General features: G+C 72.8%; 16 protein-coding genes. 8 read left to right on the forward strand and 8 right to left on the reverse strand.

Features of this window, described 5'->3' with window-relative positions; genetic code table 11:
- Positions 1-189: 189 nt before the first annotated feature.
- Complete coding sequence (locus IF99_RS0114640) at positions 190-1356, reverse strand: C40 family peptidase (RefSeq protein WP_030996910.1); 1167 nt, start codon at positions 1354-1356, stop codon at positions 190-192.
- Between the two features lie 212 nt (positions 1357-1568).
- Between IF99_RS0114640 and IF99_RS0114645 the strand changes: the two genes are divergently transcribed.
- Positions 1569-2012, forward strand: coding sequence for a hypothetical protein (locus IF99_RS0114645; RefSeq protein WP_030996911.1), 444 nt, complete (start codon positions 1569-1571; stop codon positions 2010-2012).
- Between the two features lie 38 nt (positions 2013-2050).
- Positions 2051-2767, forward strand: a complete 717-nt coding sequence (locus IF99_RS31625; RefSeq protein WP_051703503.1) for an SH3 domain-containing protein — start codon at positions 2051-2053, stop codon at positions 2765-2767.
- Positions 2768-2830: 63 nt separating this feature from the next.
- On the opposite strand, the gene IF99_RS0114660 is transcribed toward IF99_RS31625, so the two are convergent.
- The 3 genes from IF99_RS0114660 to IF99_RS30805 form a co-directional block, all read right to left on the reverse strand.
- Positions 2831-3376: an RNA polymerase sigma factor gene (locus tag IF99_RS0114660; protein WP_030996912.1), complete on the reverse strand. Its 546-nt coding sequence runs from the start codon at positions 3374-3376 to the stop codon at positions 2831-2833.
- Positions 3377-3675: 299 nt separating this feature from the next.
- Positions 3676-4359, reverse strand: a complete 684-nt coding sequence (locus IF99_RS0114665; RefSeq protein WP_030996913.1) for a M15 family metallopeptidase — start codon at positions 4357-4359, stop codon at positions 3676-3678.
- A 117-nt stretch (positions 4360-4476) separates the two neighbouring features.
- The gene (locus tag IF99_RS30805; protein WP_037826964.1) at positions 4477-7680 is read right to left on the reverse strand and encodes an AfsR/SARP family transcriptional regulator; all 3204 of its coding nucleotides are present in this window, start codon (positions 7678-7680) and stop codon (positions 4477-4479) included.
- A 470-nt stretch (positions 7681-8150) separates the two neighbouring features.
- On the opposite strand from IF99_RS30805, the gene IF99_RS0114675 reads away from it, so the two are divergent.
- From IF99_RS0114675 to IF99_RS31630, 3 genes are all read left to right on the forward strand, one after another.
- A complete protein-coding gene (locus IF99_RS0114675; RefSeq protein ID WP_030996915.1) occupies positions 8151-8552 on the forward strand; it encodes a hypothetical protein in 402 nt (133 codons plus the stop codon).
- A gap of 107 nt (positions 8553-8659) precedes the next feature.
- Positions 8660-9073, forward strand: a complete 414-nt coding sequence (locus IF99_RS0114680; RefSeq protein WP_030996916.1) for a hypothetical protein — start codon at positions 8660-8662, stop codon at positions 9071-9073.
- Between the two features lie 45 nt (positions 9074-9118).
- On the forward strand, positions 9119-9640 hold the full coding sequence (locus tag IF99_RS31630) for an RICIN domain-containing protein (protein ID WP_051703504.1): 522 nt from the start codon (positions 9119-9121) through the stop codon (positions 9638-9640).
- Positions 9641-9910: 270 nt separating this feature from the next.
- Here the strand turns inward: IF99_RS31630 and IF99_RS0114690 are convergent, their stop codons facing one another.
- From IF99_RS0114690 to IF99_RS0114700, 3 genes are read right to left on the reverse strand one after another with little or no spacing between them, the layout of a single operon-like run.
- A complete protein-coding gene (locus IF99_RS0114690) occupies positions 9911-10546 on the reverse strand; it encodes an RraA family protein (protein ID WP_030996918.1) in 636 nt (211 codons plus the stop codon).
- A gap of 47 nt (positions 10547-10593) precedes the next feature.
- Positions 10594-11583 (reverse strand): hydroxyacid dehydrogenase, encoded by a 990-nt coding sequence (locus IF99_RS0114695; RefSeq protein ID WP_030996919.1) that lies wholly within the window; start codon positions 11581-11583, stop codon positions 10594-10596.
- 38 nt (positions 11584-11621) lie between these two features.
- Complete coding sequence (locus IF99_RS0114700) at positions 11622-12944, reverse strand: MFS transporter (protein WP_030996920.1); 1323 nt, start codon at positions 12942-12944, stop codon at positions 11622-11624.
- 286 nt (positions 12945-13230) lie between these two features.
- Between IF99_RS0114700 and IF99_RS33965 the strand changes: the two genes are divergently transcribed.
- A complete protein-coding gene (locus IF99_RS33965) occupies positions 13231-14787 on the forward strand; it encodes an IclR family transcriptional regulator domain-containing protein (RefSeq protein ID WP_030996921.1) in 1557 nt (518 codons plus the stop codon).
- A 236-nt stretch (positions 14788-15023) separates the two neighbouring features.
- Here IF99_RS33965 and IF99_RS0114710 read toward each other — a convergent pair whose 3' ends face one another.
- Positions 15024-15737, reverse strand: a complete 714-nt coding sequence (locus IF99_RS0114710; protein WP_030996922.1) for a GntR family transcriptional regulator — start codon at positions 15735-15737, stop codon at positions 15024-15026.
- 90 nt (positions 15738-15827) lie between these two features.
- On the opposite strand from IF99_RS0114710, the gene manD reads away from it, so the two are divergent.
- Positions 15828-17036, forward strand: a complete 1209-nt coding sequence (manD, locus tag IF99_RS0114715; protein ID WP_030996923.1) for a D-mannonate dehydratase ManD — start codon at positions 15828-15830, stop codon at positions 17034-17036.
- Positions 17033-18490: a mannitol dehydrogenase family protein gene (locus IF99_RS0114720; protein ID WP_078655097.1), complete on the forward strand. Its 1458-nt coding sequence runs from the start codon at positions 17033-17035 to the stop codon at positions 18488-18490. Before manD ends, IF99_RS0114720 begins: the two co-directional genes overlap by 4 nt.
- The last annotated feature ends 22 nt before the right edge of the window (positions 18491-18512 follow it).

Consider the following 18512-nt stretch of genomic DNA (forward strand, 5'->3'; position numbering starts at 1 on the left):
CAACCGATTCGCCAAGACTCCGTCCGCCGCCCGGCCGGACCGCCCGCCCGCACCGCCGCGCGGTTTCGCCGACGCGGCAGCTCGCTGTGGTCCAAGCGGAGCGGGCGGGCACTCGCCGGCCGTACGGAACGACATCGCGGCGGGGCCGGTGTGCGCGGGGCGTCCCGGTCCCGCCGGATGTGGCCGGGCTCAGCAGGTGGGCACTCCGGGCAGCCACTCCGGGCCCTTGATGTAGATGTTGGTCATCCACGAGCCATCGGTGAGCCGGGACCAGGCGTCGTTGGTGTAGCCGTCGGCGGTCACCGTCTGGGCGTGGGCCTGGCAGGTCACGTTGACGGTGGTGGGCTGCGGGAAGTAGTCCACGACGGCGGCGTTCACGTTGGCCTCGGAGTGGGTGCGCACTCCGGTGCCCCAGGTCTGGAAGGGCTTGCTGCCTCCGCTGGGCGGCGGGGTGGAGGTGCCGCCGCAGTCCGGGATGCCGGGCAGGGATGCCGGGCCCTTGATGTAGATGTTCGTCAGCCAGGAGCCGTTCGACAGCTTGGACCAGATGTCGTTGGTGTAGCCGTCGGCGGTCACCTTCTCGGCGTGCTGCTGGCACATCACCGACACCTGGGTGGGGCCGGGGAAGGTGTCCACGACGGACGCCTTGACGCTGGGCGTCGAGTGGGTGCGCACCTGGGTGCCCCAGGTCTCGAAAGTAGTACCGCCGTTGGCCGGCGGGGGCGGCACCGAGCCGGAGCCGTTCATGCGGACGGCGCCCGCGTAGTCGCCGCCGGTGCGCACCGGCGCCACCCGGATGTGGGTGCCCGACTCGTACGCCTCCACCATCTGTCCGGCGCCGAGGTAGATGGCGACGTGGTGGATGTGGCCGCTGCCCCAGAACATCAGGTCGCCGGGGAGGAGGGGTGCCGTGCCCTGTGCCGCGGAGAACCTGGCCGTCGCGTGCGAGGTGTGGAACTGGTCGTTGGCGGTGCCGTTGAGCGGGTCGCCGCCGGTCGCGCGGGCGTAGGCGTAGCGGGCCAGGCCGGAGCAGTCGAAGCCCTTGCGCTCGTTGTCGTGGAGGCTGTCGGGGTCGGAGCCGTCGTAGTAGCCGTAGGTCGCGCCCGGGGTGGGGCCGTGGCCACCGCCCCAGCTGTACCAGACGCCGATCTGGGTGCACGCGGCGCGGACTGCGGCCTCGGCGGTGGCCGAGGCGCCCGGGGCGAGCACGTCGCAGGCGGCCTGCGCGGACGCGGGGGCGGCCGACACCGCGTGCGCCGTCGCGGGCAGGGCGGCGGAGAGGGCGAGGGCGGCGACGGCCGCCAGCGAGCGGGCGGCGACCTGGCGCGTCCTGATGGTGGGGTTCACGGTGCACATCCTCCGTTGACGTTCTGTCGTTGCGAGGACCGCGCCGGGCGCGTGCCGATATGCCTCAGCCAAAGTGATGTACATCACACTCCATGCCGGGCGGGGGCGCTCATACCCGCTCTGCCCGGTCGCCGTCCCCCCCGATGAGCCGCCGAGCGCGGCGCCGGCCGACCGCGCCCCTCCGGCGGGCGGCCCCCTGCCCGCCGACCGAGGGACACCCCATGACCTTTTCCGGACCGCCGCCGGGCGTCCCGGCCCGATCCCGTTTCGTCCTGCGCCGGCGGCTGGCCGCCTGCGCTCCCGTCGCGGTCGCGCTGGCCGGCACCCTGCTCGCCGGTCCCGCCGCCGCGACGCCCACCGCACCGGCCGCCCCCGCCGCACCTTCCGGCAACGAGGTGTACGTCTGGGCGACCGGGGTGAACCTCCGCCCGTGCCCGCGGCTGTCCACCGCCTGCCGCCCCACCGGTGTCCGGCTGGGCCGCGAGTACGCCACCGTCTACTGCCAGGCCATCGGCGACCGGGTCGTCGACGGACCCTACGAGAACACCTACTGGGTCGAGGTCGCCGCGCACGGCCAGGTCGGCTGGATCAGCGCCGTGTATGTGCGCGGTGGCGACAACAACCAGCCCATCCCCGGTGTTCCGGGCCCCGACAGCTGCGTCTGACCTCCTCCATGTCCCGCCCTCCACGTCAGGAGACCACCGTGCCTCGCCCGTCCTTCCGCCGTGCCCTCGCCGCACCCGCCGCCCTCGCCGTCACCACCGCGGCCGTCCTGCTGTCCACCGCACCGAGCGCCGGAGCCCAGACGGCGGCCCCCGCCGTCCAGGCCGGCCGGTATTACCACACCTGGGCCACCGACGTGAACGTCCGGGTCAGCGAGGCCGACCCCAACACCTGCGGCCGCCACCCGTCCGTCGCCAACTGCCCCGACGTGCGCACCCGCCTCCAGCCGAGCCAGGAGTTCTACGTCTACTGCCAGGGCCGCGGCCAGACCGTGGGCGGAAACCCGTACTGGCTGATGATCAACGGCACTACGACGGGGTGGATCGCCAGTTACTACGTCGCCTACCCGGACAACCGGCTGCCCGACGTACCCGACTGCCCCGGCACGAGCGCGGCGGGCGACGGGGCCCGTACGCCGGTCACCGCCGCGAAGAGCGCCCGCTCGTACGGCCCTTACAGTGTCACGGCGTACGAGACCGTCAACATCCGCAGCAAGCCCAACACTTCGTCCCGCGCCTTCGACCAGATCCGGGCCGGGGAGACCCGTACGGACGCCCTGTGCTGGACGCACGGCGAGACCGTCCGGGACCACGGGTACACCAATGACGTGTGGATCGGCTTCACCGAGGGATGGGCCAGCGCGGTCTATCTGAAGGGGAACGAGTACGCGGGGCTGCCGACCGACGCGAAGTGCTGAGACGGCGGACGGGCCGAGGGGGCGGGGCCGGGTGCCCCGCCCCCTCGGTTTCCGGACGTCGTGTCAGCAGGATGGGGAGTCGGCCAGCGCGGCCCGCATCTTGGCGAGGCCGCGCATCCGGTTGCGCTGCACGGTCCCCCGGTGCGCCCCCAGCCGCTCTCCCGCCGCGTCGTGGCTCAGCCCCTCCAGGTCAACCAGGATCACCGCGGCGGCCTCCTTCGGCGACAGCAGGGCGAGCAGGGCCAGCGCCGCGCACCGCGCCTCGCAGCGCTCGACTCCCCCGTCCCAGCCGGGCTCGGGCAGCCGGTCGGTGGTCGTCTCCCGGCGGGACGGCCGCTGCCAGGAGTCCCGCAGCAGGTTGAGCGCGGTCGCCGAGGCGTAGGCGTACGGATGCTGCTGGGAGGCCAGGGTGCGCCCCCTGGCCCGGCGCGAGAGCCGCATGTAGGTCTCCTGGAGCAGGTCGTCGGCGTCGTGCGGATTTCCGGTCAGGGTCAGCAGCCGTCGGCGCAGCCGGGGCATGACCTCGGTGAAGACGGCGTCGAACTCGGCCGAGTTCATGCCGTCGAGCGGACGGTCGAGGACGGTGTCGCAGGGCTCGGTGAAGCTCATCGGATGTTCCCCCATGGGCCCGCGGTTCCACTGGTCAGGTGGGTACGGGCTGCTGCTGTGTCCGGCCGGGGCCTGCTGCTCCGGCCGGTCGTGCGGACGGACTCGGTACGGGCGGGACGGTCGTGGGCCGCCCCTCTGTGCGGGCCGACTGGTGCGGGCCGACTGGTCGGGTCGGCTCGGGTCGGTCAGGTCGGGTCGGTCGGGTCGGTCAGGTCGGGTCGGTCGGGTGAGGTCGGTCGGGTCGGCTCGGGGGGCGGTCGGGTCGGTCGGGTCGGGTCGGTCGGGTGAGGTCGGTCGGCTCAGGCCGGTGCGGCGGGGTGCTGTGTCCCGTCCGGCAGTTCCACGGGGCCGTAGCGGGCGGCCCGCTGCCCGGACAGCAGCGCCCAGTACCGGTCCCCGTAGGACCAGTGCCACCACTCCGTGGGGTAGTTGACGAATCCGGCGGACGTCAGCGCGCGCCGCATGACCTCGCGGTGGGCACGGGCGGTGGCGTCTATGTTCGGCGCGTCCGTGCGGCACGCGTTGGCGCTCTCCTCCGGGGTCGCGTTCACCTCGGTGCCCAGGGCCAGTTCTGTGCCCTCCTCGGTGCACAGGGTCAGGTCGATCGCGCCGCCGCTGACGTGCGGGGCGACCTCGGGCGGCGAGATGTAGGCGCTGGCCAGCTCCCGGATCCGGGCCGGGGACGCCTCGGGCTGCGCGGCCCGCAGGTCCGCCGAGTACCCCTCGAAGTAGAAGCGTTGGAGTTCTGGCGGCCGGTACCCCTCGACCACGAGGAACCGCGTCCCCGAGGGGAGCGCGCGCTGTGCCCGCAGAAGCCTGTCGAGGACACCGGACCGGGTCCGGGCGTAGGCGCCGAGGTCGTCGGCCTGCCGGCCGTCGAGCAGCAGCTCCGGTACGTCCCGGATGTCGACGAGCGGCTCGTCGCAGTCGTCCAGCGGGACGGCGGCCACGCGCGGGTCGGAGAGAGTGATGATGTCGGTCACCCAGCGATGGTCCCGGGCGCCTCTGCAAAACCTCTGCAGACGCTCTGCAAGCGGCACGGTGGACCCGGTGGGCGCGGTGGGACCGTCGCTGACCAGGGCGGACCGGCTCGGCGCTGTTCAGCCGCGTTCCTCCCACGCTTCCCTGCTGCCGAGTGCGCGGAAGGCCGCGTGCGCCTGGCGGCGGGCCTCCTCGGCGGCCGGGTGGTCGCCGAGCGCCGCGTGCACCTCGGCCAGGTCGCGCAGCGTGCGGGCGCGCCAGAGCGGCAGGGCGAGCCCTTCCCAGAGGGCGAGCGCCTCCCGCAGCGGGGCTTCCGCACCATCCGGGTCTCCTGCGGCGAGGTGCCACTCCCCCCGGGTGCGCAGCACCAGCGCCTGGCCGAAGCGGTCCTGTCGCTCCCGGGCCACTTCCAGGCAGCGGCCCAGCCGCTCGGCCGCCCGGTCCAGCAGACCTCGCCGCACCTCCACTTTGGCCAAAGCCTGTTCGGTGTACATGAGGCCGAACGAGTCACCGAGAGAGGTGAAGATGCGCAGCGCCTCCGCGAGCACGCCGGTGGCCTCGGACAGCGCGCCGCGCGCCCGGTCGCACAAGGCGATCGAGCGCAGGGTGAGCGCCTCGCCCTGCCGGTCACCGACCCGCCGGAACAGTTGGAGGGACCGGTTCAGCGCCTCCGTGGCCTGGTCGCCGCGCCCGTGCTCGCGGTGGACGTAGCCGATGCCGTACAGGGTGCGGGCCAGGCCCGCGTCGTCGCCGAGCGTGGCGAACCGCTCCAGAGCGGCGTCGAGCGCTTCGGACGCTTCGCCGAACCGGGCCTGTTCGCGGCGGATGGTGCCGATGCCGACGAGGGCGGTGGCGCTGCCCCGCAGCGCGTCGCGCACGGCGTCGGCCTCCGGTCCCCGCGTGTCACCCGCGTCACCCTCCTCATCCGCTTCGCAGGTCGTCTGCATTTGCTCGTCGAAGAGGCGCCGCGCCCGCTCCAGGCAGGCGTACGCCTCCTCGAACCTGTCCTGTTCGTAACGGAGCTGGCCGAGCCCGACCATGAGCCACGCCTCGCCCTCCCCGTCCCCCTCGCGGCGCACCGCGTCCAGGGCGACGGTGTGGGTCTGCGCGCAGACGTCGAACTGGTTGTACAGGGCGGCGGAACTCGCTATCAGGGCGCCCGCCAGTGCGCGCGCGGCCCGGGTCATACCCCGCGCGGCGCAGTGGTGGACGGCCGAGACCAGGCAGTTCTGTTCGGCGGCGAACCAGGCGGCGGGCCGGGACAACAGCCGGTCCTGGACCTCGGGACCGAGGCGGCACTCGGGGTCGGGCTGCGGCAGCAGCCAGGAAGCACCGCCGGGTCCCTGGGCGGCCGCGCGGTCGGAGAGCGTCAGCCAGCAGGCGACCAAGCGCTTCACCGCGTCGTCGCGTTCGGCGGCGCTCTCCTCGGCGAGGCAGCGCTCGCGGGCGTGCTCCCTGACGAGGTCGTGGATGCGGTACCGGTTCTCGCCGGTGCCGTCGATGCCGAGCACTTCGATGAGGTGGCAATCGACGAGCCGTTCGACGGCTTCCTCGGCCTCCTCGGTGCCGATGTCGAGGAGCGGCGCGGCGATCCAGGCGGCGAAGTCGGGCAGGTCCATCAGGGCGAGGCGGCGCAGCGCCCGGCGTTCGGGCGGGTCCAGCTCCGCGTAGCCCAGTTCGAGGCTGGTGCGCACCTCCAGGTCGCCGACGCTGAGTTCGTTGAGGCGGCGGCGCTCGTCGAGGAGCCGTTCGGCGAGCCGGCCAGGACTCCAGTGCGGCCGCGCGGCGAGCCGGGCGCCCGCGATCCGCAGGGCGAGCGGGAGCTGACCGCACAGGGTGACGATCTCGGCGAGGTCGTCAGGAGCGGGGCGTGTGCTTGTGCGCCCCGCGACCGTGGTCAGCAGGTGCCGTGCCTCGGCGGGGTCGGGCACGGACAGGTCGAGGCGGACCGCACCCTCCAGCGCGGTCAGGCGGCGCCTGCTGGTGATCAGCACGGCCGATCCGGGTCCGGGTGGCACCAGGGGGCGCAGTCCGGCCTCGTTGGGGGCGTTGTCCAGGATCAACAGAATGCGGCGGCCCGCGAGTTGGGTGCGGTAGAGACCTAGCAGGTCGTCGGTTGCGGAGACGGTCTCGGGGTCGGCACCGAGCGCCCGCAGCAGCCTGGCCAGGGCGTCGGCGGTGGTCAGCGGGGTGGTGTCGGAGGCGCGCAGATCGAGGAAGAGGCGGCCGTCGGGGAAGAGGTGTGCCGCGCGGTGGGCGGCGTGGACGGCGAGCGCGGTCTTGCCCATCCCGGGGCGGCCGGAGATGACCGCCACGGGCGGGGCGGTCCTGCCGGGGTCACGGGCCTGGTCCAGGAGGTCCGTGACCCAGGCGACCTGATGGGTGCGGCCGACGAAGTCGGCGACGTCCGGCGGGAGATGGGAGGGCGGGCGGGGGCGGGTCGTCGTCCGGTCATCTGCCGTGGACGCGTCGGATTCCGCGGGGCCCGGCGGGGCTGCCGGATCCGTCGAGGGGGTGGGGGCCGCCGGGGAGTCCAGGCCGGTGGACAGGGGAGCCAGGGGGCGGCCGGTGGGCAGGCGGCCCGGCACCCGGCGGGGCACCTGACCTGGCACCCGGCCCGGCGTACGGCTGGACGCACCATCTGATGTGCGGTGCGCACCGCCGGACCCCGCGGGCGTGGGCGCTTCCGCCGCCCCGGGGTGTCCGGCGGCGAGCGCGGGGTCGTTGCGCAGTACGGCCTGGTGCACGGCGCGCAGTTCAGGCCCCGGATCGAGGCCGAGATCGGCGCGGAGTATGTCGCGGCCCTCCTGGTAGACCCGCAGCGCGTCGGGGGCCCGGCCGATCCGGAGCAGGGCGGTCATCAGCTGGGCGCGCGGCCGCTCCCGCAACGGGTGGGCGGCGACATGGGCGAGCAGCGGCGCGACGACCTCGCCGTCGTGCCCCGTCTTCAGCCGCAGTGCGAAGAGTTGCTCCTGTGCGACGAGCCGCAGTTCCTTCAGCCGGGCCGCCTCGATCCGGGCGAAGGACTGGGCGACGCCTTCCAGGGCATCCTGGCCGCGCCACAGGGCGAGGGCCTCGGTGAGCAGGTCGGAAGCCTCCGCCCCGCGTCCCGCGTCCGCGGCATGGCGGCCGGCCGACAGCAGTCGCTCGAACCGGCGGGCGTCGACCTGGTCGGGGGTGAGGTCGGCGACGTAGCCGGGGGCACGGGTGCGGATCACGGAGGCGGCACCGGCTGGTGCCAGGGCACGGCGGGCGGCGGCGACGTGCGAGGCGACCAGCGCGGCCGCGGTCGCTGGGGGGCGCTCCTCCCAGACGAGGTCCACCACCGTGCGGTGGACAGGACTTCACCCAGATGCACGACGAGCGCGGACAGCAGTGCCACGGGTCTCGATCCGCCCAGCGGCAGATTCCGGGCCCCGTCCTCCCACACCTCGACGGGCCCCAGCAGGCGCACTTCGATCATCGTCCCCCGGCAAGCATGGGTCCGCGGACATGTCCGGACAACGATATCGGCAGGCCGGGGCGAGGAGGTCGTAGATTCCGGGCAATTGGCCGGTTTCGACCCGTGCGCCAGTGAGGGACCCGGGCGAAGCACGGGCAGAAACGCTTCCCTCTCGATTCCGGCGCCGACGAGTACTGGCTGGTTCGCGTGGCGTGTCCCCGGACGCGCCCGGCCACCGCGCCGACGCCGGGCAGGTACACCTCCGAGCGCGTACGCGCGGCGGCGCTCATACGGGACGAGAGCGCGCCCCGTCCGCCCCATGACGACAAGTCACCGAGCGAGGAGACGACCATGACGAACATCCTGCGCACCGCGGCGCGTTCGCTGCGGCACGCGGCCCCGGCCGGTGCCGTCGCAGCGGCCGTAGCACTCCCCCTGCTGCTCCCCACACCGGCACAGGCGACCACGACGGACGCCCAGTTGTACGTGTGGGCGACCGGTGTGAACGTACGGGCGTGCGCGGGGGTCTCCGCGGACTGCCCGCCGATCAAGTACGCGCAGATCGGCAAGCGGTGGGTGACGGCGTACTGCCAGCGGCAGAGCAGCGAGGTGGTGGACGGCCCCTACCGCAACAACTGGTGGGTGCAGGTGAACGCCGGCGGTCCGATCGGCTGGATCAGCGCGGTGTACGTGCGCGGCGGCGACAACGACCAGCCAGTGCCCGGCCTGTCCACCGATTCCGACTGCCACTGACACCGGAGAACGGCGGCGTGGACGCTCATACGAAGGGCCCGTGGGCGCCGTCTCCCGCACGACGCGTCAGTCACCATCCTCCACCGACACCGAGAGGGGCACCCGCTGTGTCCTCGAAGTCCATGACCCGCCGGTTCTCCTGGCGGGCGCTGTGCGCCACCCTGCTCGGCCTGACGGCCGTGCTGGGTCTGATGTCGGCCCCCGCGCAGGCCGACGTCACGACGAGGCCCGTCCACATCTGGGCCAGTCAGGTCCGCGTACGGGAGTGTCAGAGCACCAGCTGCGACCTGGCCACTCAGGAGCGGCTCACCAACGTCACCGTGCAGGCGTTCTGCCAGCGTTGGAGTGAGCGCGTCTCCGACGGCCCCTACTACAACCACTACTGGGTCGAGATCATCACGCCCGGTCACAGGCTGGGCTGGGTGAGCGCCGTGTACGTCAGCGGCGGGTCCAACGACGGACCGGTGCCCAACGTGCCCGTCGAGACCGACACCAGCCCCGTGTACTGCGAGTACCCGTAAACCGCGAGGTACGGGCGTCGAGCGCACGACAGGAAAGGGAACATCATGAACGTGCAGGACCCGACATCCGGACGGCGGCTGCGCCGGGCGATCGTCGTCTTCGCCTCCGCTGCCTGTCTGAGCACGGCCGTGGCCGGTGTCGCCGGCGCCGACGCTCCGGCACGTGACGGGAGCCGGGCCGTCCCGGCGGGCACCGTCTCGGCGGCGGTCGAGCACTACGGCAACATGGCGACCGGTGGCTGCCTCGACGACAGCGAGTACGGCTTCCGGGGCTTCCAGTGCAACAACAGCGACTACCAGAACTGGAGCGTGCGGGTCTGGCAGGAGGACGGCACCCGCCAGTTCCGGAACGTCTTCACCGGCCGCTGCATGTACGGCGGTGTCGGCGCCGGGGCCAAGCCGGAGACCCGGGCCTGCGACTCGTCCAAGCAGCAGAGCTGGTGGGTGCACGCGCGGGGCGACCAGGTGAGCTTCGAGAACCAGGCCACCGGTCTCTGCCTCGACGACAGCGAGTACGGCCTGCGCATGATGGCCTGCACCTACAACCGCAACCAGACCTGGCGCTGACGACACGCCGGACGCGCGGTGCCGGAGGGACGAGCGGGTGGTCCCTCCGGCACCGCGTTCGGCCGTGCTCCGCCCGGTGCTGCCTGGTTCGCCGAGCGCCGCCGAGTCCGCTCCGGTGCGAGCGCGGGACATCCGCGAACCCGTGATCCCGTGCTCGGTGCGGTAGAGGTGGAGCGCGTGGTGTGGAGTGGTGACCGTCGGCCCTGTGCGGCGGCTGACGCCCCCTGGGGTGCCGGAGGCGGGAGGTGCCGGGCCGCCGCGGCGCCGGTGTCAGGTGGTGGCGTGGATGGCGTCGCGCATCTTCTGCTCGGTGCGTTCCTGGGCCGCGGTGCGTTCGATGGTGGCGGCCAGGGCGTGGGCGGGGATGACGGCGATGCCGTCGTTGTCGCCGATGATGGCGTCGCCGGGGTTGCAGACGATGTTGCCGCAGGCGACGGGGTAGCCGATGCGTCCGGGGCCGTTCTTCCAGGGGCCGGCGGGCGAGACGCCGCGGGCGTAGACGGCCAGGCCCTGGCCGGCGAGTTCGTCGATGTCGCGGACGGCGCCGTCGACGACGATGCCGGTGACGCCCTTGGCGAGGCACATCTCGCCGAGGATGTCGCCGAAGACGGCGCGGTTGGTCTCGGCGTTGGCGTTGATGACGAGGACGTCGCCGGGGCGGGCGTCGTCGAGGGCGCGGTGGATGGCGAGGTTGTCGCCTTCGCGGGCGTGGATGGGCAGGACGGTGCCGGCGAGGCGGGGTGCGGGGGTGACGGGGCGGATGGGCGAGGCCATGATCCCCATGCGGGCCTGGACATCGCCGATCAGGGCGACCGGGTACCGGGCGAGCTTCTTCACGTCGTCGAGGTCGGCGCGCGGCCACTCGGGGGCGATCTCGATGTTGTCGGTGGAGGCGTTGATGAACAACGGAGAGTCCTTGCGGTGGGAGAGGAGTGGGGAGAGGCCGGGCGGGGTCAGGCCGTTGCGGCGGGGTGGTTGACGGCGTGCTGCGGCGTGGTGCCGCCGAGGACCTGGCGGATGCACTGCAGGGCCTGGGTGCCGGCGGCGAGCAGGGACTGGGTGGTCTGTCCGGCGACGTGCGGAGTCACGATGAGGTTGTCGAGGTGGCCGTTGCGGGCGGCGATCTCACGGCTGTGCGGCAGGGGGTCCTGCATGTCGGTCGACTCGCCCTCGATGACGTCGAGGGCCGCGCCGCCGAGGTGCCCGGATTCCAGGGCGAGGAGAACGGCCGTCTCGTCGACGAGGGCGCCGCGGGCGGTGTTGATGAGGACGGTGCCGGGGCGCATGCGGGCGATGGCGGCGGCGTCGATGATCCGCTTGGTGGCGGTGGTGAGGGGCGCGTGGAGGCTGAGGATGTCCGCGCGGGCGATGAGGTCGTCGAAGGGGACGAGTTCGGCGCCGTGCTGGCGGACGAACTCGGGGGCGACGTAGGGGTCGCTGACGAGGACGGTCATGCCGAAGGCGCGGGCGATGCCGGCGGTCAGCGAGGCGATGCGGCCGAAGCCGAACAGGCCCAGGGTGCGGCCGTGGAGCTCGAAGCCGGTCAGGTGGGGCTTGATCGCGCCCCACTGACCGGCCGCGGTGCCGGCGGCCGCGGCGGGGATGCGGCGGGCCAGGGCGAGGGCGAGGGCGAAGACGTGTTCGGCGACGGAGCGGGCGTTGCTGCCGGGGGTGACGGTGACCCAGACGCCGGCGCGGGTGGCGGCGGCGAGGTCGACGTTGTCGGTGCCCACGCCGTGCCGGGCGATGATCTTCAGCTGTGGAGAGGCCTGGATCTTGTCGGCGGTGAACTGCTCGGCGCGCAGCATGACGGCGTCGACCTGGTGCTGGACGGCGGTGTAGGGGGTGGCGTGGGGGCCGTAGCCGAGGTGGACGTCGCCGAGTTCGCGGAGCTGGGCGAGGACGTGGGGGTGGATGGCGTCCGAGACGTAGAGAGACGTCACGTGTGGGGTCCGTTCGTGCGCGGGGCGGCCGTCGGGGATCAGGCGTAGAGGTGGTCGTCGGAGGTGCTGGGACGCATGAGGCCGAAGGCGACCGCGAGTCCGAACAGGCCGAAGAAGACGAGAATGTAGGCGGGCACGAGGGTGCTGCCGGTGGTGTCGATGAGCCAGGTGGAGAGGTAGGGGCCCGCGCCGCCGCCGATGACGGCGCCGACGCTGTGGCCGAAGGCGACACCGGTGTTGCGGACCTGGACGGGGAAGAACTCGGGCATGACGGCGTAGGTGCCGGCTTGGCAGAGGGCGTAGGGGATCATGCCGAGGAGCAGGCCGGCGATGGCCAGGCCGACCGATCCGCGTCCCATGAGCCAGAAGGACGGGATGGTGATCGCGATGTAGGCGGTGTAGGAGACGACCAGGACGTGCTTGCCGCCGAGTCGGGTGCCGAGCTGGCCGCACAGGGGGATGAAGACGGCGGCGGCCAGGACGGCGAGCAGGACGATGGTGGCGGCTTCGCCTTCGCTGAAGTGCAGCACGGTGCTCAGGTAGGAGGCGACGAACACGGTGCCGACGTACGTGCCGACGTTCTGGACGGTGGAGATGGCCATGACCTTGCCGAGCGGGCCGCGGTAGTCGGCCATGAGCTCCTTGAGCGGCTTGCGGTCGGAGCGGTCGGCGGGCTCGGCGCTGCGGAACTCGGGGGTGTCCTCGATCTTCAGGCGCAGGTAGAGGCAGAGCAGGCCGAGGGGGACGGCGAGGAGGAACGGGATGCGCCAGCCCCAGGACTCCATGGCGCCTTCGGGGACGAAGGTCGCGGCGAGGGCTGCCATGCCCGCGGCGCAGGCCTTGCCGAACACGGCGACGCCGGGGATGAAGGAGATGTACAGCGAGCGGCGTTCCTTCGGGGCCCACTCGCGGATGTAGCTGGCGGCGCCGCCGATCTCGCCGCCACTGGAGAAGCCCTGGAGCATGCGCAGGACGATGAGCAGGAACGGGGCGGCGACGCCGATGGAGGCGTAGCCGGGGAGCAGGCCGGTGAGGGCGGCGGCCAGGCTCATGAGGCCGATGCTGGCGATGAGGCTGACGCGGCGGCCGACGCGGTCGCCGAGGCGGCCGAAGAAGAGGGCTCCGAGGGGGCGGACGGCGAAGGCCGAGCCGAAGACCAGAAACGTGTTGAGGAGGCCGACGGTCGGGTTGTCACTGGGGAAGAAGACGATCGCGAGCGTCGCGGCGACGTAGCCGTAGACGCTGAAGTCGTAGTACTCGATGAAGGTGCCGAAGGCGGCCACGGCGGTGGCCTTCTTCGCCTTGCGGCGCCGTTCGTCGGCGACGGGGGTCACCTCTGCAGTGTCCGTGGGGACTGACATCTCGCACCTCGCTGTGCAAAAACTGGGACGGCGTCCTGTAAACTGTTCGGTGAGTGTCTGGTCGGGATCCGCCTGGTGTCAACCCTTCAACCGGGATGACGCGAAACACCAGGGCAACACGGCGTTCACACGCACCCGCCGACGGCGGCGCACCGGCGATCCTGGCGGCCGGTGCCGCGTAGAGTTGGCCGATCAGGCGGAACACGACAGGGGGCGTCGAAGTGGAGCGGCTGCAACGGGCCTCGCGGACCCCGGAACGCGGCACCGGCCGCAAACGGTGCCGGTCATGAGCGCCGGTCCGGCCGTCAACGACCGCATCCTCGCCACCCTCGACGCGCTCGTCCGCCGGCCCACCGACCAGCCCTGGGGCGTGCGCGAACTCGCCGAGGACACCGGCCTGAGCCGCAGCACCGTCCATCGCGTGCTCCAGGCACTCACCGAACGCGACCTCGCGACGCAGACCGCGCACGCCACCTACACCTCAGGCCCCCGCCTGCGCGTCCTGGTGGACCGCCTCCACCGCAGCCATCCGCTCCTCGGCCAGGCCCGGCCCCTCGCACAGGACCTGGCGGCGGCTTGCGACGCCACCATCCTGCTGTCCCTCTACGACCCCGCCCGCGCCGACGCCTTCGTCGCTCTCACCGCCGTACCGGACGGTCCCGTCCGGTACCGTCTCGACCCCGGCCGCCCGCTCCCCCTCCACGCCGGCGCCGCGGGCCGCGCCATCCTCGCCGAACTCCCCCCGGACGTCCTCGCCCGGCTCGACCTCACCGCCCACACCGATGAGACCGTGACCGACCCCGCCGAGCTCAAGGACCTCCTCGAACAGGGCCGCGCCCAGGGCGTCACCGTCAGCGTCGGTCAGCACATCGCCCTCGCCGCCGGTGTCGCCGCCCCGCTGCACGCAGCCGGCCTCACAGGCGCCCTGTCCGCCACCCGCCTGCGCCACGAGACCGACCCGGAGGACATCGCCCGCCTCGCCCCCCTTGTCCGCGAAGCCGCCGACCGGGCGAGCCGCCTGACGCCCCGCGAGCACCCGCCCCTCCCCCAGGGACACACCCCGCCGTCCCCCGCAGCCGACGACAGCGGCGGCTCCGCCGCGGCACGCGTCGAAAACCTGATCACCGCCCTGTGCACGGCCGCTCCCCTGCCCACCGGCGGCCGCGCCCTCGCGCGCGTCCTGCACGGCAACCCCGCCACCACCGCCCGGCTCCTCGACACCGCCCTGACCAGCGGCCTGGCCGTCCTCCGCGAGGAACACGCCCTCGCCGGCCCCCTCCTCATGCGATGGGCGGCCATCCTCGGCCCCCTGGAGTCCACCGGCGCCCTCGTGGCCCCGGCCCTGCACGCCCTGGCCCAGGAGACCGGCGAAACCATCGCGCTGACCGAATACGACCAGACCACCGGCACCGCCCGGATGACCACCGTCGTCCCCGGCAGCAAGCCCATCCACTACAGCCTCTCCACCGACGCCGACGTCCCCCTCACCGCCGGCGCCGCGGGCAAGGCCATCCTCGCCTTCCTGCCCGACCGCACCCTCGACGACCTCGAACTCGTCCCCTACACCGACCACACCCCCCTCGACCGCCCGCGCATCGCCACCGACCTGCTCGGCATCCGCGCCCGGGGCTGGGCCACCGGCGACCGCGAACGCATCCCCGACGCCTACGGCATCGCCGTCCCCTACTTCACCGACCACGGAATCGCCGGCTCCATCACCGCCACCGTCCCCCGCCACCGAGCCGACCAGCTCGACCCCACCGGCCTCGCGGCACACCTGGCCGCCACCGCCGCCGCCGTCACACGACTCCTCTCGCTCCGCACCACCCCACCCGCCCCCTGACACACAGGGGAACCCCCCGGAAGACGAACCAGCGTTCCGCCCGCCCCGGAGTGGGACGCGCTCACGGCCGCTCCGCAGGCGACCAGCGGCGTTCCATGACGGAGCTTGATGGCGATGAGCTTCTTCGCCGCCTCCCTCGACAAGGCAACGGCCGCTGCCGAGGGTCCGCGGGTACGGCCGGAGCCGTCATGAGGGTGCGTCTCCATGCGACGCGGTGAAGGTCGGCCGGCTGGGCCTCACTCCCACACGACCACGCTGCGCCGTACGGGCACTGTCGCAGGGCCGGAGGCGAAGAGCTCCGGGGAGCGGCTGCGGATGCGCTCGATGTCGTCGAAGACGGCGCGAAGGTGATCGCGCATGCGACTGCGGGCCCCGGGGATGTCGCCCGCGGTGATCGCGGCGAAGATCTCGTGATGCTGGTCGGCGAAGACGGTGGGGGACTCATGGCCGTGCAGGCCGAGCCGACGGGCCCGGTCGAGGTGGCCCTTGGCGGCGGCGACGGTGGCCCAGGCGTTGCCGTGACCGCTCAGCCGCATCAGATCGTGGTGGAAGGCCTCGTCCAGGACGAAGAACTCCTCGCGGTCGAGACCGGTGCGCCGCTGGCACTCCAGGTTGTTCCGCAGCTCCTCGACCGTCTCGGTGTCGAGCTGTTCGGGAAGGTCCTCCAGGGAGGCGAGTTCCACCGCTTCGCGCAGGAACTGCGCGTCGGCGACCTGGGCAGCGTCGACGCGCGAGACGAACGACCCGATCTTCGGGAAGACCTGCACCAATCCCTCCTGGGCGAGGAGGATCAGGCTCTCCCGCACGGGGGTGCGGCTGACGCCCAGTGAGGCGGCCAGTTCGTTCTCCGACAGGGCGGCGCCCGGGGCGAGTTCCAGGGTCAGGACCATCTGGCGCAGCTTGAGGTAGATGTCGCGCCGACTGGTCCGCCGCCCGTTCGATTGAGCCATGCGCACATCCTACGTACCGGACGAAGGGTCTTGCTCCTCTGTGCGACAGATGCTTGTATACAAGTACTGCACGACAGGATGGAGCCGTAAGTGAGCAAGATCGCGCGGGCCGAGGTGCTCGTCTCCTCTCCCGGTCGCACGTTCGTCACGCTGCGCATCACCACCAGCGACGGAGTCACCGGACTCGGGGACGCCACGCTCAACGGGAGGGAGCTGGCCGTCGCCAGTTACCTCCGGGACCACGTGGCCCCTCTGCTCATCGGCCGCGACCCCGCCCGCATCGAGGACATGTGGCAGTACCTCTACAAGGGCGCCTACTGGCGCCGCGGCCCGGTGACGATGACCGCGGTCTCGGCCGTGGACACCGCGCTGTGGGACATCAAGGGCAAAGTCGCGGGCCTGCCCGTGTACCAGCTCCTCGGCGGCCGATCCCGCGACGGCGTGCTGGTCTACTCGCACGCGAGCGGCACCGACGTGCCCTCCCTCCTCGACGATGTCGAACGCCACCTGGAACTGGGCTACCGGGCGGTGCGGGCACAGGCCGCGGTTCCCGACGTCGGTGGCACCTACGGGGTGCGCAAGGGCAAGATCTACGAGCCGGCCGCGACCGACCTGCCCGAGGAGCAACCCTGGGACACCGACGCCTACCTCGGCTTCGCGCCGGGATACCTGGAGGCGGTCCGGGAGCGGTTCGGGTTCGGCTTCCACCTGCTGCACGACGTGCACCACCGGCTGACGCCGATGGAGGCCGCCCGCTTCGGGCGGAGCGTCGAGGACTGCCGGCTGTTCTGGATGGAGGACCCGACCCCTGCGGAGAACCAGGAGGCGTTCCGGCTCATCCGCGAACACACCACCACACCGATCGCGGTCGGCGAGGTGATGAACTCCATCTGGGACGTGCAGCACCTCATCACCGGGCAGCTCATCGACTACGTACGCACCACCGTCGCACACGCGGGCGGCATCACCCACCTGCGGCGGATCTTCGACCTGGCGGCGCTGTACCACATCCGCACCGGCTCGCACGGCGCCACCGATCTCTCACCCGTCAGCATGGCCGCCGCCGTGCACCTCGACGTCACCGTGCCGAATTTCGGCATCCAGGAGTACATGGGCCACGCGGAGGAGACCTTCGAGGTGTTCCGCTCCGGCGTCACCTTCGCCGACGGGTACCTCAACCCCTCCGACGAGCCCGGCCTCGGCGTGGAGTACGACGACAGGGCCGCCGAGCGCTTCCCTTACCAACGCCGCTATCTCCCTGTGGCGCGCCGTCTCGACGGTTCGGTGCACGACTGGTGAGCACCGCACCCGCCCTTCCCCGCCTGGACCGCCGCGCGCTGTCGCGACTGGCGCCCGGCCTCCTGCCCGCCGTCGACCCGGCCGGACTGCGCCCACGCGTCGTGCACTTCGGGCTCGGCGCCTTCCACCGGGCCCATCAGGCCCTCTACACGCAGAACGCCGCCGCCGTCTCGGGCGAGCCCTGGGGCATCACGGCCGTCGCGCCCCGCTCGACCGCCACCGTGCGCGCCCTGCGGGAACAGGACTGTCTGTACTCGGTCGTCGAGCGCCGCCCCGACGGCCACGCCTGCCAGGTCGTCGGGTCCGTGGTCGGCGCCCTGGCGATGGGCGCTGACGCCGCGGCCGTCGACGCGCTGCTCGCCGATCCCGAGGTGAGCGTGGTGACCCTCACGGTGACCGAGAAGGGTTACCACCGGTCTGTCGCGACGGGCGGTCTGGACACGGCGGCGGCGCCCGTCGCCGCGGACCTGGCCGCCCCGCCCGGCGCGCCGCTCACCACCGTGGTGGGACGCCTCGCTTCGGGTCTGGCCCTCCGGATGCGGTCGGGCGCGGCCCCCGTCGCCGTCGTCTCCTGCGACAACATGGCGGGCAACGGCACCGTACTGGCCCGCGTCGTGCGCGACTTCGTCGACGCCTCGACCTGGCCGGACCGGGAGACCGTGCTGGCACGGATGGACGAGGCGGTGACCTTCCCCTCGACCGTCGTCGACCGGATCGTGCCCGCGACCAGCGACGACGACCGGTCGGCCGCCCGCACCGCGCTGGGCCTCGACGACAGCCTGACCGTCGCCAGTGAGCCCTACCGCAGTTGGGTCCTGGAGGATTCCTTCGCCGCGGCCCGGCCGCCCTGGGAGCATGACGGCGCCCTCTTCGTGCCGGACGTCGGCCCGTACCAGCTCACCAAGTTGCGGCTGCTCAACGGCTCCCACTCGGCCCTGGCCCACCTGGGCCTCGCCACTGGACACGCCACCGTCGCCGACGCCATGGCGACGGATTGGGGCGAACGGCTCGTCCGCGCACTGTGCGCCGAGGTCGCGCCCACCCTGCCGGCCGGAGGACCCGACCCCGCGGCGTACGCCGGTGAACTCGTCGTCCGCTTCCGCAACCCCACGATGCACCACACGCTGCGGCAGATCGACTCCGACGCTTCCCTGAAGATCACCGAGCGCTGGCTGCCCGCCCTGCGCGAGCTGCGCGCGAGCGGCACGCACACGCCGGTCCTGGCCCTCGCCCTCGCCGCTTGGGCGCACGGCACCCGGCCCGGTGTCCATGACCGGTCGGACCCCGCGACCGAGGCCCTCGCCTCCTGCTGGAACGCGGGCGACCCCGCGGCCGGGACGGTGAGCGCGCTGCTGCGCACCGTCGGCGCCGCGGATCTCGCCGACGACACGGCTCTCACCGCGGCCGTCGCCGACCGGTTGCCCGCCCTGCGCGCGGGCCGCGTCGAGATCTGACCCCTCCCGCAACACTCCACCT

The organism is Streptomyces sp. NRRL F-5630 (assembly GCF_000719475.1).
Classification (GTDB): Bacteria; Actinomycetota; Actinomycetes; order Streptomycetales; family Streptomycetaceae; genus Streptomyces.

Coding starts and splice junctions, on each gene's coding strand:
- IF99_RS0114640 (WP_030996910.1), bottom strand. CDS start 1,356: ATGTGCACCGTGAACCCCACCATCAGGACGCGCCAGGTCGCCGCCCGC.
- IF99_RS0114675 (WP_030996915.1), top strand. CDS start 8,151: ATGACGAACATCCTGCGCACCGCGGCGCGTTCGCTGCGGCACGCGGCC.
- IF99_RS33965 (WP_030996921.1), top strand. CDS start 13,231: ATGAGCGCCGGTCCGGCCGTCAACGACCGCATCCTCGCCACCCTCGAC.
- IF99_RS0114645 (WP_030996911.1), top strand. CDS start 1,569: ATGACCTTTTCCGGACCGCCGCCGGGCGTCCCGGCCCGATCCCGTTTC.
- IF99_RS0114710 (WP_030996922.1), bottom strand. CDS start 15,737: ATGGCTCAATCGAACGGGCGGCGGACCAGTCGGCGCGACATCTACCTC.
- IF99_RS0114700 (WP_030996920.1), bottom strand. CDS start 12,944: ATGTCAGTCCCCACGGACACTGCAGAGGTGACCCCCGTCGCCGACGAA.
- IF99_RS0114660 (WP_030996912.1), bottom strand. CDS start 3,376: ATGAGCTTCACCGAGCCCTGCGACACCGTCCTCGACCGTCCGCTCGAC.
- IF99_RS31630 (WP_051703504.1), top strand. CDS start 9,119: ATGAACGTGCAGGACCCGACATCCGGACGGCGGCTGCGCCGGGCGATC.